We start from the raw sequence: 14,206 nt of genomic DNA, 5'->3' as shown, positions 1-14,206 counted from the left end.
TACGTCTTCTTCGTCGCCTTGGCGAGATAGGCCGCATATTGCTGCGCGTCGGTCCAGCTCACATTGCTGACCGGCGCATCGTCCTTGCCGATGGCGGTGAAGCTGCACGCCTTTGCAGCGGCGCACTCGTTCCATTCCTGCACGGTCACGGGATATTTTCCGATCGAGAACGGCTTCACCGTCACCTGATGGACGGGACGCTCGGTCGGGTCGTCGTTGCTTCCCATCGCAAAGCTGCCGCCGCGAATGGCGACCATCTCGGGTTCGCGGACGGGAATCGGCGATTGACTTACCGATTGACTCGTCGATTGATTTGGCGCCGGAGCGGGCGATGGAGATGATGAAGCCGACGAGGGAGAAGGCTGCGGCGTCTGCGGCGCCGCTTCGCGCGGCGGAGGCTGCGGGCTCGGCGATGCGGCAGGAGAGGCGGGAGTGACGGCGGCCTGCTCGCCTACCCTGCCCGGCGCCTGAGCCAGAAGATACCACAGCACGCCGGCGGCCATCACCGACAGCGTGATACCCAGGAGAAAGATCAGGGCATTCTCGCGCCGCCCCCGCGTCCTGCCGACCGCGTCTGCATCCGGCAGCACTTTATAAACGCGCACGGGATCGGTGATGTTCTTGACCTTGCGGTCCCCGAGCGACTCGTAACCGCACACGACCTTGTGCTTGATCTGCTCGTAGATCGCGCCGGAGATAAAGACCTGGCCTGGCTCGGCGATGCCCTCGATACGCGTGGCGATATTGACGCCGTCGCCGTAGACGTCGTCAGGCTCCACGATGACGTCACCGAGATTGACGCCAATCCGGTACTCGATCCGGGTGTTCTTCGGAAGCGAGGCGTTGCGGCCGATGAGATTCTGCTGGATGACGATGCTGCATCGGACGGCCTCGACCGGACTGTCGAAAATCGCGATGAAGCCATCGCCCGTCGTCTTCACCAGACTTCCGTTGTGCTCGACGATGCTGGGCTGGATGAGATCCCGCTCGATCCGCTTGACGCGGACGTGCGTGCCCTCTTCGTCGGCCTGCATCAGGCGGCTGTAGGAAGCGATGTCACCGACAATGATGGCCGCGAGGCGACGAGGCATAGGGCCGTGCGAAGGCGGCTCGTCATTCCCGGATCTGAAGTTGCGAATTTCGCCCATTGCGGGGACTCCACAAACTTGCAAAGGCAGACCCCAGCCTACGACTGCCAAAGGCGATCGTCTGTGAAGGCTATCACATCGATGGAATCGGGCAATGTCCGTGGAATCGCAGGCGCCGAGTTCCGAAAGGCGAAGGCGTCACGTCGAATGAACCTTCAGGACCCCACCGACGACTAATGCCCGGCGTGGAACTAATCACCTCGCTCCGCCCTGCGATGATGCTGTCAGCTGTGCGGACGTTGAACGCGTCGCACCGGGGCTGCGTCTACAGCGTACAGCTCAGCTGCTGCACGCGAGGCCATCATGAAGTCTTTTCTCGTTGCGGCCGTCTTCCTTGCCGCGCTCGGCGGCGCCGCTCACGCCGAGGAGGCCGACGATATTCGTGAGGCCATCAAGGCCGAAGCCGAAACCTTCAACGCGCGCATGTATGCCGGCGAACCCGGCAACAAGGCCTATGCCTGCTTCGTGCGCCGCTACGATGCCGAGCATCTGGCGCACCATCCGAAGCAGAAGGTCGCCTCGATGAAGCTGCTGATCTCGGCGGAGATGGACACCGAAGACAAGCAGTTCCACAACTCCTTCCGCCTCGGCTTCAGATATCGTCACCGCTCCGGCGATTTCGATTCCAGCGGCTCCTGTCATCACGCTGTGTTCACCAAGGACGGCACCGAAATCCGCCTCGATTGCGGCGTCGACTGCGAGGGCGGCGGCATCGGCGTCGCGCTCTCGAAGGACGACAAATCGGCGATCGTGCGGCTGGCGCGGGTCAGGGTCTGGCAGAACAACAAGCCGGACGACGATGCCGAACTGTCACTGGTCGCCGGGGCCGACGACGGGATTTTCCGCCTAGATCGAACGGACAATAAGGAATGCGCCTCGCTCGTGACCGACCGCAAGGAACTCGCCGCGCTCCGCCACAAATGATATGTGTCCGGCACAATCGAGGGGAGATCGTCATGAACCGCCGGAACATCTTGTGGAGCGCCGTCTCAGGCCTGGGCGCGGCACTTGGCGCCTCCAGCGCGAAGGCCGCGACCGAGGCCGGCACGGGCAACAAGCTGAAGGTGGTCTATCACCTGAGCGATGCCGAGAAGGTCAACTTCGTCCTCGGCAACATCCAGAACCACATCGATGGCGTCGGCGGCCCCGACCATGTGACGATCGCGCTGGTGATCCACGGCCCGGCACTGAAGGCGTTTCACTCGGCGCAGGCCAACCCTGACATTAGCAAGCGCGTCGGCGATTTTTCCAAGGATGGCGTCGAGCTTGCCGCCTGCGGCAACACGATGAAGGCGCAGAACGTCACGCTCACGGATCTCCTGCCGGGCTTCGTCAGCGCGGAGAAGGGTGGCGTCGTCCGTTTGGCCGAGCTCCAGTCGCAGGGTTATCTCTATCTGCGGCCGTAGGAGCGCGCGCTCGACATCCCCCTTGACGTACCCATAACCCCAGGGTTATGAATATATCCATAACTTGCAGGTTATGGATTTTATGCCCGCCATCGCCCACGACCTTCTGTTCAGGACGCTCGCCGACCCCACTCGTCGGGCGATCTTCGAGCGATTGTGCCGCGAGGGCGAACAGACGGTCGGAGCCCTGACAGCACTGTCGGGCGTTTCCCAGCCCGCAGTCTCAAAACATCTCGGCGCGCTGAAGCAGGCTGGTCTGGTGCGCGACCGGCATCAAGGGCGGCAGACGCATTACAGCGCCCAGCCCGGCGCGCTCAATCCGCTGATCGACTGGACCAGCCAGATGACCGGATTCTGGCAGAACCGGCTCGATGCGCTCGACGATCTCCTGAAGAGGATGGACCAATGAACGAATCCCCCACCGAAACCCGATCTGTCGTCGTCGAGCGCGAATATGCCTTTCCGGCAGAGCGGATCTGGCGCGCGCTGACGCAGCCGCATCTGATCGAGGAATGGCTGATGAAGAACGACTTCAAGCCGACCGTGGGCCACCGCTTCAACCTTCGCGGCGAGTGGGGCGGCGTGTTGGACTGCGAGGTCCTCACCATCGAGCCGCAGAAGACGCTCGCCTACACCTGGAATTTCTCGCATGACGACGCGGCGTTCGATCTCAAGAGTGTCGTGACCTTCACGCTGACGCCGGCGGGCGCAGGCACGCATCTGCGCGTCGAGCAAGCGGGCTTCAGCCCGACGCAGAAGCAGGCTTTTGGCGGCGCGCATGCCGGCTGGAAGCAGTTTCTCGCCAAGCTGGACGAGCTGCTGGCAAGGGCAGACTAGCTCGGCCGCCGGCCTTCATTCAATCATCTCAAGAGGAGGTTTCATTGACCGGAAACATGTGGGTTCGACAGATCCATCGTTGGCTGTCGATCGCTTTCACGCTTGCCGTCATCGCCAACATCGTCGCCCTGACGCTGCAAGTCCAGGCGACGTGGATCGGCTTGCTCGCCTTCGTCCCATTGATCCCATTGCTTGCGACCGGACTCTACATGTTCGCGCTGCCATATCTCGGCCGCCGCCGCGGCGCCCGACAAGAGGCGTGAACATGAAGAAGGCCGTCACCGTGAAAAACAGCAGCGCGACGAAGGCGGATGGCGCTTCGCCATCCAGGATGATCGACGGCAGGATCAAGGAGCTCGGCGACTGGCGCGGCGACATGCTCGGACGAATCCGCGGCCTGATCAAGGAGGCCGATCCTGACGTCGTCGAGGAATGGAAATGGCGCGGCGTTCCGGTGTGGGAGCACGACGGCATCATCTGCACCGGCGAGACCTACAAGGCCGTGGTGAAGATGACGTTTGCCAAGGGCGCAGCGCTGGACGATCCAGCCGGCCTGTTCAACTCGAGCCTCGACGGCAACGTGCGGCGCGCGATCGATATTCGCGAAGGCGAGAAGATCAACGAGAAGGCGTTGAAGGCGCTGATCCGCGCAGCCGTGGCGCTGAATGCGTCCAAGAAGAAGCCGGCGAAACGTTCCGGATAGAACAGCCGTTGTGGAGCCACGAACGCTTTCCTTCTCCCCTTGTGGGAGAAGGTGGCGCGAAGCGCCGGATGAGGGGTCTCTATCGACACGGGAAACGTTGAGAGATACCCCTCACCGCAGTGAGCTTGTGTCTCCGAGCGTCGCCGCCCTCTCCCACAAGGGGCGAGGGCGCATCAACGCGCATCTCGCCGTATTGCTCCGCATAGTCAGCAGCGTCAGGCCACCGCCGAGATCGGGCGCGGGCTCACGACATATTCGCGCAGCACCTTGTCATTGGCGTCGACCTCGATCAGTGCGACGTCGTAGGTCCAGAGATCGGCCAGATGCTGGAGCACGCGCTTGGCGTCGGTCTCGTTGAGCTGCGCGCCCTTGATGACATGGTGATGCAGGATCAGCCGCCGGTCGCCGGAGAGATCGACGTCGACCACCTCAATATTCGCGTCGATGTAGCCGACATCGTGCTGCCGTGCCAGCTCGCGCCGAACGCGGCGGAAGCCCCGCTCGTCGTGAATGGCGTCGACCCGGATGCCGGCGCGTTCCTCGGGGTCATCATGCAGGTGGAACATGCGGAGGTGCCGCATCAGCTTCGGACTCAGGAACTGGGCGATGAAACTCTCGTCGCGGTAGTTGGCCCAGACGTCGCGCAGCACGCCCATCACGTCGTTCTTGCCGGCGATGTCCGGGAACCATTCGCGGTCCTCGTCTTCCGGCCTGGTGACGATGCGCTCGATGTCCTGCATCATGGCGAAGCCGAGCGCATAGGGATTAAAGCCGGAAAAGCGCTGGTCATCGAATTCGGGCTGGAACACGACATTGGTGTGCGACTGCAGGAATTCGAGGAAATTGCCGTCGCTGATGCGGCCCTGCTGATGCAGCTTGGTCATGATGCGATAGTGGACGTAGGTCGCCGTCCCCTCGTTCATCACCTTGGTCTGGCTCTGCGGATAGAAATATTGCGCGATGTGGCGGACGATGCGCAACAGCTCGCGCTGCCAGGGCGCCAGCCGCGGCGCGCTCTTCTCGAGGAAATACAGCAGGTTCTCCTGCGGCAGGCCGAGCAGCTTGCGGCGGCGTTCGATGCTGAGCGCGGACCGGGTCTTGCTCTTTCCCGCCGGCACGGTGCGCCAGAGGTCGTTGAAGACCTCCTCCTCGTGCTGGCGGCGGCGCCCTGCCCGCTTCTCTTCGGCGCGGAGGTCGAGCTTCTTCTTGCCGGGATAGCGGTCGATCCCATGCGACATCAACGCATGCGCGGCATCGAGGGTGCGCTCGACCTCCACGCGGCCGTAGCGATCCTCGCATTGCATGACGTAGTTCTTGGCGAAATCCAGATAGTCCAGGATGCCATCGGCGTCGGTCCACTGCTTGAACAGATAGTTGTTCTTGAAGAAGTGATTGTGGCCGAAGGCGGCGTGCGCGATCACCAGCGTCTGCATCGTCGCCGTGTTCTCTTCCATCAGGTAGGAGATGCAGGGCGAGGAGTTGATCACGATCTCATAGGCGAGGCCCATGAGGCCCTTGCGGTATGAGGCCTCGTGATACGCAAAGTGCTTTCCGAACGACCAGTGCTTGTAGAACAGCGGCATGCCGACCGACGAATAGGCGTCCAGCATCTGCTCCGCGGTGATGACTTCGATCTGGTTCGGATAGACGTCGAGCCCGAGATCTTTCGTCGCCACCTCCTCGCAGGCATCCGTGATGCGCTGCAAGGTGTGAAAATCCCAATCGGCGCCTTCGAACAAGCGTTCCGTCATGGAGCGGCTTTCTCCTGGGCAGTGTCGCGGCGCTGAAACAGATCGTGGAACACCGGAAAAATTTCGCTGCGCTCGCTGACCTTGCGCATCGAGAGCGGTGCGCCGCTGTTGCGCAAGCGCTCGTAGAGGGTCCAGAGCGAGGAGTCGGACAGATCGAAGGCGCTGCCGCCGGACTCGCCGACCTCGAGATAGGCGAAGAACTGGCAGACCGGCAGGATTTTGTCGGTCAGCAGCATGCCCGCGAGCTCGCCGTCGGAATAGGAATTGTCGCCGTCGGAAGCTTGCGCAGCGTAGATATTCCAGTCCGACGGGCTGAAGCGTTCGCGCACGATCTCGTGCATGGCCTGCAGCGCGCTGGAGACCAGCGTGCCGCCGGAAGCCGGGCCATAGAAGAAGGTCTGCTCATCCACCTCCTCGGCGCGATCGGTGTGGCGGATGAAGACGATGTCGACATGCTTGTAGCGGCGCTTCAGAAATACGTAGAGCAGCATGTAGAAGCGCTTGGCGAGATCCTTCATGTGCTCGGACATCGAGCCCGACACGTCCATCAGGCAGAACATCACAGCCTGGGCAACGGGCTTTGGAACCGTCTCGAAGCGGCGGTAGCGGATGTCGAGCGGATCGATGAAGGGAATGCGCTTGGATTTCGCCTTCAGTTTTTCGAGCTGGGCTAGCAGCAGCAGACGCTCGTCCTCATCTGCGCAGGCAGCGATGGCGGATTCAAGCTCTTCGATCTCCTCCTTGCTGGGACGCTTGAGCGCGATACGGCGCGCCATTGCGCGCCGAACCGTCCGGCTCACCGAGATGTTGGATGGCGAGCCCGACGTGGTGTAGCCGGCGCGCTGGATGCCCTCGCTCTCGGTCTGCGCGATCTTGCGCTTGGCGAGATCAGGAAGTTCGAGGTCATCGAGGAAGAGATCGACGAATTCGTCGCGGCTGAGCACGAAGCGGAAGGCGTCCTCGCTGTCGCCTTCGCCCGGACCGGAATCCTTGGCACTGCCCTGGCCGGAGCGCTGGAGATAGTCGCCCTCGATGAACTTCTTGTTTCCGGGCAACACCATGTCGCGCGTTCCGCCGTCGCGGCGGAAACGCGGCTCGTGCATGCCGTCGAGCGGAATGGTGACCTCGCCACCCTCCAGGACGTCCTTGATGTCGCGTTCCTGCGAGGTCTTCTTGACGGCGCCCTGCACCAGGGATTTGGCCCGACGCAAGAACCGCTGCCGGTTCTCGAGACTCTTGCCGCCTGGATTCAGGCGCCTGTCAATAATGTGAATCGGCACTTTTCCATCCGCCTCAACCGGCCTGCTTCACGCGCATGTACCATTCGACGAGCCGGCGAACCTGACGCTCGGTGTAGCCGCGCTCCACCATGCGTGCGACGAACTCGCCATGCTTCTTCTCCGTCTCGCCGTCCTTCTTCGACCCGAAGGAGATGACCGGAAGCAGGTCCTCAACCTGGGAGAATATCCGCTTTTCGATCACATCGCGAATCTTCTCGTAGGAGATCCAGGTCGGATTCTTGCCGCCGTTCTGGGCGCGCGACCGTAACGAGAATTTGACCACCTCGTTGCGGAAATCCTTCGGGTTGGCGATGCCCGCCGGCTTCTCGATTTTGGTCAGCTCCTGGTTCAAAAGCTCACGATCCAGCAGCTGGCCGGTGTCGGCGTCCTTGAAATCCTGGTCCTCGATCCAGGCATCGGCGTAGTCGACGTAGCGGTCGAACAGGTTCTGGCCGTAATCCGAGTAGGATTCGAGATAAGCCTTCTGGATCTCGTTGCCGATGAACTCGGCATAACGCGGCGCAAGGTCGGCCTTGATGAATTCGAGGTAGCGCTTCTCGACTTCCTCGGGCAGTTGCTCGCGCTTGATCGATTGCTCCAGCGCGTACATCAGATGCACGGCGTCGGCGGCGACTTCCTGCGGATCGTGGTTGAAGGTCGCAGCCAGGATCTTGAAGGCAAAGCGGGTGGAAACACCGTCCATGCCCTCGTCGACGCCGGCGGCATCGCGATATTCCTGGACGCTGCGCGCCTTCGGATCGGTCTCCTTCAGGCTCTCGCCGTCGTAGACCCTCATCTTGGCGTAGATCGTGGAATTTTCGTGCTTGCGCAGGCGCGACATCACCGAGAACCGCGCCAGCGTTTCCAGCGTCGCGGGCGCGCAAGGCGCGGCCGCGAGCTCGGAGCCCTGGATCAGCTTCTCGTAGATCTTCTGCTCCTCCGTGATCCGCAAGCAGTACGGCACCTTGATCACGCAGATGCGGTCGATGAAGGCCTCGTTGTTCTTGTTGGCCTTGAAGCTCGACCACTCGGCTTCATTGGAGTGCGCAAGGATGACGCCGGTGAAGGGGATCGCGCCGATATTCTCGGTGCCGATATAGTTTCCTTCCTGCGTCGCGGTGAGCAGCGGGTGCAGCATTTTGATCGGCGCCTTGAACATCTCGACGAACTCGAGCACGCCCTGGTTGGCGCGGTTGAGGCCGCCGGAATAGCTGTAGGCGTCGGGATCGTTCTGCGCGTAGGTTTCGAGCTTGCGGATGTCGACCTTGCCGACCAGCGAGGAAATGTCCTGGTTGTTCTCGTCACCCGGCTCGGTCTTCGCGATCCCGATCTGGCGCAGCCGCGACGGCTGGATCTTTGCAACCCGGAACTGGGAAATGTCGCCGCCGAAGGCTTCCAGCCGCTTGTAGCACCACGGGCTCATCAGGCCGGTGAGACGGCGGCGCGGAATGCCGTATTTCTCTTCCAGCATTGGGCCGAGCTGATCCGGATCGAACAGGCTGAGCGGGCTTTCGAACACGGGCGAGAGCTCGTCGCCGGCCTTGAGCACGTAGATCGGATGCACCTCCATCAGCGACTTGAGCCGCTCGGCGAGCGAGGATTTGCCGCCGCCGACCGGACCGAGCAGATACAGGATCTGCTTGCGCTCTTCGAGGCCCTGCGCCGCGTGACGGAAGAAACCGACGATGCGCTCGATGGTTTCTTCCATGCCGTAGAAGCCGGCGAAGGCCGGATAGGTGCGGATCGTGCGGTTCAAAAAAATACGGCCAAGGCGTGGGTCCTTGGCCGTGTCAATCGTCTGGGGCTCACCGATCGCTGCTAGCAGTCGTTCGGCCGCGTTTGCGTATTTCATGGGATCGCTTCGACACGATTCCAGATACTCCGCCATCGACATGTCGTGTTGGCTTCTCGCCTCGAACGACTTAGCGAAAGCGTTGAATAGAGAATCGTTGTACATGATCCCTCTCCGCGTGAGTTCCGCTACACAATTGAACGAAAGCAGCGACCGGACCGTTCCTTAGCGCCACTCTCGAATCAGCGTGAGCACATGACGATCATTCGACACCCGGGCGCCTTCTCGGCGCAACGCACAACGTAGGCACAGGGTGAGTTACGAACAGGCACCTGCCTGATATTTGAGCGAATCTTTGTCTATATTGGCTCATTTCCAGAAAATGTCACTCGCTCGCAACATCCGGGCATTACCGGGGATGCGTTCATCCGGCGCCGCATCATAGCCGTCTGCGAACGGCGATCTTATGACGCTTGTGCGGCGAAGCCTTGCGTGGCGCGTTCATCTTCCTGCTGCAATGCGGTGCGTGGACCGCCGGCGGCGTGACAGTCGCGGCAAACGCGCAGCAGTGTATCAAAATCGGTCGCCAGGCCCTCCGACCGGATGACGATGCGATCGTCCGTCACACCGCGGGCCAAGCCGCGGATGCTGCAGAGCTGCCTCTGCAAGGCCGGCGTCGGCGTCAGCACGATCACCTTGCGCCCGCGGCGTTCTTCAGCCGAAATCTCCGCGATCGAGTCCCACAGCAGAAATTCATTGCCGATGCGAAGGTCGCGAATGCCATAGGGGGTGACGATCACCACCGATGCCCGCTCGGCGGGGAGCATCCAGATCAGCCGGCCGGTCATCGCGGCGAACGCCACCACGCCGGCATAGCCGACCGTCGTGTCGTAATCGCCAAAAGCGTTCCACCAGCCCAAGGCGAGCGTTGCGCTGAGCAGCGTCATGGCGAAACCCGCAACGATCAGCAACCGCAGTTGGGTCGTACATGGACCGATTTCGAGATCGTGGGACGCATCGACGCATCCGGTCGACGTGACCGACTGGGGGCTGTCTGTGACAGCGAGCGCCAGACGGTCATGATGTGCTTGCATGCTTTCCCCCAGCATGGCCATTCGCGACCGAGCCACGATGCATCAGGCGGACCGGAATCCGCTGATGAGTACTCCACGCAGCCGCTGGCGGCGAGGCGAGGCAGCTGGCGTTACACAACAAGGGCCTAGCCGATTCCTCACGGCCAACGACCTTTTACGCAACTCGGCTCCCTCTACGCGGATCGCCATGATCGCGACGGAGTTACACTGGAGGATATGACGCCCATACCCTTGATTGGTTCCCTCAAGGAAGCATGTAAGCTAGAGGATAGCGCGTCAGGACGGGCGCGGAAACCCCTCGCCCGCAGGCTTGGAGATAAATTAGCATCATGAATCCCGTCAAAGAACTGGAAAAGCACGGACAAGCCGTCTGGCTGGACTTCCTGGCCCGCGGCTTCATCGCCAAGGGCGACCTGAAGCGGCTGATCGATACCGACGGCGTCAAGGGCGTCACCTCCAACCCCTCGATCTTCGAGAAAGCGATTGGCAGCTCGGACGAGTACGACGCGCCGATCGGCAAGGCGTTGAAGCGCGGCGATCAGTCGGTCGCCGACCTGTTCGAGGCCGTCGCGGTCGAGGACATCCAGAACGCCGCCGACGTGCTGCGTCCGGTCTATGACCGCCTCAAGGGCGGCGACGGCTATGTCAGCCTGGAAGTCTCGCCCTATCTGGCGATGGACACCGCCGGCACGGTCACCGAGGCGCGGCGGCTCTGGAAGGACGTCAACCGCAAGAACCTGATGGTGAAGGTGCCGGCGACGCCGGAGGGCCTGCCGGCGATCGAGACCCTGATCGGCGACGGCATCAGCATCAACATCACGCTGCTGTTCTCCAGGGACGTCTATCTGCAGGTTGCCGAGGCCTATATCGCCGGCCTGGAGAAATACGTCGCAGGCGGCGGCGACCCCTTGCACGTGGCGAGCGTGGCGAGCTTTTTCGTCAGCCGTATCGACTCGGTGGTCGACAAACAGCTCGACGAGAAGATCGCCCGCGCCAACGACCCGAGTGAGAAGGAACGGCTCGCCGCGCTGAAGGGCAAGGTCGCGATCGCCAATGCGAAGGTCGCCTACCAGGATTACAAGCGCCTGTTCTCAGGTCCGCGCTGGGACAAGCTCGCGGCCAAGGGCGCCAAGCCGCAGCGCATGCTGTGGGCCTCGACCGGCACCAAGAACAAGGACTACAGCGACGTCCTCTATGTCGAGGAATTGATCGGTCCCGACACCATCAACACCGTGCCGCCGGCGACACTGGATGCGTTCCGCGACCACGGCACGCCGCGGGACAGCCTGGAAGAGAATGTCGACGACGCCAGGCGCGTGCTGGAAGAACTGGAGCGCTCCGGCGTCTCGCTCGATGCTATCACCGAGGAACTCGTCAAGGACGGCGTCAAGCAGTTCGCCGACGCCGCCGACAAGCTCTATGGCGCTGTCGCCCACAAGCGCGCCACCGTGCTCGGGCCTGCGATCGACCGCCAGCTGCTCTCGCTCGGCGACGGCCTCGGCAAGGCCGTGGCCAAGAGCACCGAGGAATGGCGCGCGTCGGCAAAGATCCGCAGGCTGTGGCAACGGGACAAATCGGTCTGGACCGGCACCGACGAGGACAAATGGCTCGGCTGGCTCGACAGCGCCGCCAAGGCCGACGTCGCCGATTATGAGGATTATGCCAGCCGCGTGAAAGGCCAGAAATTCTCCGACGCCGTCGTGCTCGGCATGGGCGGGTCAAGCCTCGGGCCGGAGGTGCTGGCCGAGACCTTCGGCAAGAAGCCCGGGTTCCCGAAGCTGCACGTGCTGGATTCCACCGATCCGGCGCAGGTGCGGGCAATGGAGGCCAGGATCGACATCGCCAACACCGTGTTCATCGTCTCCAGCAAGTCCGGCGGCACCACCGAACCGAATGCGATGAAGGATTATTTCCACGAGCGCGTCGCGCAGGCGGTCGGACCGAAGGTCAAGACCGGCCGTCGCTTCATTGCGGTCACTGATCCCGGATCGTCGCTGGAGACGGCGGCGAAGACGCTAAGCTATGCGCGCATCTTCCACGGCGAGCCCTCCATCGGCGGACGCTACTCGGTGCTCTCGCCGTTCGGCCTGGTGCCGGCGGCAACCGCGGGCGTCGATATCAAGACCTTCATCAAGCACGCGCTTGCGATGGCCCGCTCCTGCGGACCGGACGTGCCGCCGGCCGAGAACCCCGGCGTGCAGCTCGGCCTTGCCATGGGCCATGCAGCGCTCGAAGGCCGCGACAAGGTGACGATCCTGTCGTCGAAGAAGATTGCCGATTTCGGCGCCTGGGCCGAGCAGCTCATCGCGGAATCGACCGGCAAGGACGGCAAGGGCCTGATCCCGATCGACGGCGAGCCGCTGGGCGAGCCGGCGGTCTACGGCAATGACCGGCTCTTCATCGACATCCGTATCGAGGGCGAAGCGGACGCCGCCCATGACTCGCAGCTTGCTGCGATCGAAGCGGCCGGCCATCCCGTCGTGCGCATCGTGATGAAGTCGATCGACCATCTCGGCCAGGAGTTTTTCCGCTTCGAGATGGCAACGGCGGTCGCGGGCAGCATCCTCGGCATCAACCCGTTCGACCAGCCGGACGTGGAAGCGGCCAAGATCAAGACCCGAGAGCTCACCGCCTCGTTCGAAAAGACCGGCGCGCTGCCGGCCGAGCAGCCGGTGGTCAGCACCACCGAGGCCGATCTCTACACCGACGAGACCAATGCCGCAGCCCTGCGCGCCGCCGGCGCCAACGGCGACCTCACCTCGTGGCTGAAGGCGCATCTGTCGCGCTCCAACCATGGCGATTATGTCGCCCTGCTCGGCTACATCGCGCGCGACAAGGCGACGATCGACGCGCTCCAGACCATGCGGCTCGAGGTGCGCGAGAAACGACACGTTGCGACCTGCGCCGAGTTCGGCCCCCGCTTCCTGCACTCGACAGGACAGGCCTACAAGGGCGGCCCCGACACCGGTGTGTTCCTCCAGATCACCGCCGACGATGCCAGGGACCTGCCGGTGCCGGGCCAGAAGGCCAGCTTCGGCGTGATCAAGGCCGCGCAGGCACGCGGCGACTTCGACGTGCTTACCGAGCGCGGCCGGCGCGCGCTGCGGGTCCACTTGAAGGGCGGGCTCAAGAAGGGTCTCGCGGCGCTCAATGCGGCGCTTAACGACGCACTGAACTAAGGGAATTCCTCAAATGCAACTCGGCATGATCGGCCTCGGCCGGATGGGCGGCAATATCGTTCGCCGCCTGATGCGCCAGGGACATTCGACCGTGGTCTATGACAAGGACGCCAAGGCCGTCGCGGGCCTTGCCGCAGACGGCGCGACAGGCTCGGCGACGCTCGAAGAGTTCATTGCGAAACTGGAGCGGCCGCGCACGGCTTGGGTGATGCTGCCGGCCGGCCACATCACCGAGACCACGATCGACACGATCGCGGCTGCGATGCAGGACGGCGACGTCATCATCGACGGCGGCAACACGTTCTGGCAGGACGACGTCCGCCGCGGCAAGGCGCTGAAGGAGCGCGGCATCCACTATGTCGACGTCGGCACCTCCGGCGGCGTCTGGGGCCTCGACCGCGGCTATTGCATGATGATCGGCGGCGAGAAACAGGTGGTCGATCGGCTCGATCCGATCTTCGCCGCGCTCGCGCCCGGCGCCGGCGACATTCCGCGCACGGAGGGACGTGAGGGGCGCGATCCCCGCATCGAGCAGGGCTACATCCATGCCGGCCCCGTCGGCGCCGGTCATTTCGTCAAGATGATCCACAACGGTATCGAATACGGCCTGATGCAGGCCTACGCCGAAGGTTTTGACATCCTCAAGAACGCCAACATCGAGGCCTTGCCGGCGGATCATCGTTACGATTTCGATCTCGCCGATATCGCCGAGGTGTGGCGGCGTGGCAGCGTGATCCCGTCCTGGCTGCTCGACCTTACCTCGACCGCGCTCGCGGATAGCCCTGCACTGGCGGAGTATTCGGGTTTCGTGGAGGATTCCGGCGAAGGACGCTGGACCGTGAACGCGGCGATCGACGAGGCCGTGCCGGCCGAAGTCCTGACCGCGGCGCTGTTCGCACGTTTCCGTTCCCGCAAGGAACACACTTTCGCCGAGAAAATTCTCTCAGCGATGCGAGCCGGTTTTGGCGGCCACAAGGAGCCGAAGCAGCCGACTGCTTCGAAGCCGAAATAGCAAT

Annotated in this window: 13 protein-coding genes; 8 read left to right on the top strand and 5 right to left on the bottom strand. The window is 62.9% G+C overall.

The features are described 5' to 3' along the window. Positions 1–1,148, bottom strand: a 1,148-nt coding sequence (locus tag IVB13_RS05175) for an SUMF1/EgtB/PvdO family nonheme iron enzyme (RefSeq protein WP_247488007.1), incomplete at its 3' end; no start/stop codon positions are given. 303 nt (positions 1,149–1,451) lie between these two features. Here IVB13_RS05175 and IVB13_RS05170 point away from each other — a divergent pair. From IVB13_RS05170 to IVB13_RS05145, 6 genes are all read left to right on the top strand, one after another. Then, a complete protein-coding gene (locus tag IVB13_RS05170; protein ID WP_247488005.1) occupies positions 1,452–2,072 on the top strand; it encodes a hypothetical protein in 621 nt (206 codons plus the stop codon). Between the two features lie 32 nt (positions 2,073–2,104). Continuing rightward, positions 2,105–2,554 (top strand): DsrE family protein, encoded by a 450-nt coding sequence (locus IVB13_RS05165; protein ID WP_085385332.1) that lies wholly within the window; start codon positions 2,105–2,107, stop codon positions 2,552–2,554. Positions 2,555–2,636: 82 nt separating this feature from the next. After that, positions 2,637–2,963, top strand: coding sequence for a metalloregulator ArsR/SmtB family transcription factor (locus IVB13_RS05160; protein ID WP_085361496.1), 327 nt, complete (start codon positions 2,637–2,639; stop codon positions 2,961–2,963). Then, complete coding sequence (locus IVB13_RS05155; protein ID WP_085361497.1) at positions 2,960–3,391, top strand: SRPBCC domain-containing protein; 432 nt, start codon at positions 2,960–2,962, stop codon at positions 3,389–3,391. Before IVB13_RS05160 ends, IVB13_RS05155 begins: the two co-directional genes overlap by 4 nt. Positions 3,392–3,435: 44 nt before the next feature. Next, positions 3,436–3,654 carry a hypothetical protein gene (locus tag IVB13_RS05150; protein WP_085385331.1) on the top strand — a complete coding sequence of 73 codons (219 nt, stop codon included), beginning with the start codon at positions 3,436–3,438 and terminating at the stop codon, positions 3,652–3,654. Between the two features lie 2 nt (positions 3,655–3,656). Continuing rightward, positions 3,657–4,094 (top strand): DUF1801 domain-containing protein, encoded by a 438-nt coding sequence (locus tag IVB13_RS05145; RefSeq protein ID WP_085352024.1) that lies wholly within the window; start codon positions 3,657–3,659, stop codon positions 4,092–4,094. Between the two features lie 215 nt (positions 4,095–4,309). On the opposite strand, the gene IVB13_RS05140 is transcribed toward IVB13_RS05145, so the two are convergent. The 4 genes from IVB13_RS05140 to IVB13_RS05125 all read right to left on the bottom strand — a co-directional run bounded on the left by IVB13_RS05140 (position 4,310) and on the right by IVB13_RS05125 (position 10,032). Next, positions 4,310–5,845 carry a SpoVR family protein gene (locus IVB13_RS05140; RefSeq protein WP_007613791.1) on the bottom strand — a complete coding sequence of 512 codons (1,536 nt, stop codon included), beginning with the start codon at positions 5,843–5,845 and terminating at the stop codon, positions 4,310–4,312. Then, on the bottom strand, positions 5,842–7,119 hold the full coding sequence (locus tag IVB13_RS05135) for a YeaH/YhbH family protein (protein WP_026232663.1): 1,278 nt from the start codon (positions 7,117–7,119) through the stop codon (positions 5,842–5,844). The genes IVB13_RS05140 and IVB13_RS05135 overlap by 4 nt, the downstream gene beginning before the upstream one ends. A 19-nt stretch (positions 7,120–7,138) precedes the next feature. Beyond that, positions 7,139–9,082: a PrkA family serine protein kinase gene (locus tag IVB13_RS05130; protein WP_018454065.1), complete on the bottom strand. Its 1,944-nt coding sequence runs from the start codon at positions 9,080–9,082 to the stop codon at positions 7,139–7,141. A 299-nt stretch (positions 9,083–9,381) separates the two neighbouring features. Then, positions 9,382–10,032: a hypothetical protein gene (locus IVB13_RS05125; RefSeq protein ID WP_085351899.1), complete on the bottom strand. Its 651-nt coding sequence runs from the start codon at positions 10,030–10,032 to the stop codon at positions 9,382–9,384. A gap of 308 nt (positions 10,033–10,340) precedes the next feature. On the opposite strand from IVB13_RS05125, the gene IVB13_RS05120 reads away from it, so the two are divergent. Beyond that, positions 10,341–13,190, top strand: coding sequence for a bifunctional transaldolase/phosoglucose isomerase (locus tag IVB13_RS05120; protein WP_247370173.1), 2,850 nt, complete (start codon positions 10,341–10,343; stop codon positions 13,188–13,190). A 13-nt stretch (positions 13,191–13,203) separates the two neighbouring features. Continuing rightward, positions 13,204–14,202 carry a phosphogluconate dehydrogenase (NAD(+)-dependent, decarboxylating) gene (gnd, locus tag IVB13_RS05115; RefSeq protein WP_247295021.1) on the top strand — a complete coding sequence of 333 codons (999 nt, stop codon included), beginning with the start codon at positions 13,204–13,206 and terminating at the stop codon, positions 14,200–14,202. The last annotated feature ends 4 nt before the right edge of the window (positions 14,203–14,206 follow it).

It is taken from the genome of Bradyrhizobium sp. 17 (assembly GCF_023073515.1).
In the GTDB taxonomy this organism is placed as follows: domain Bacteria; phylum Pseudomonadota; class Alphaproteobacteria; order Rhizobiales; family Xanthobacteraceae; genus Bradyrhizobium; species Bradyrhizobium canariense_D.
This window is presented reverse-complemented; position numbering and strand designations above follow the sequence as displayed.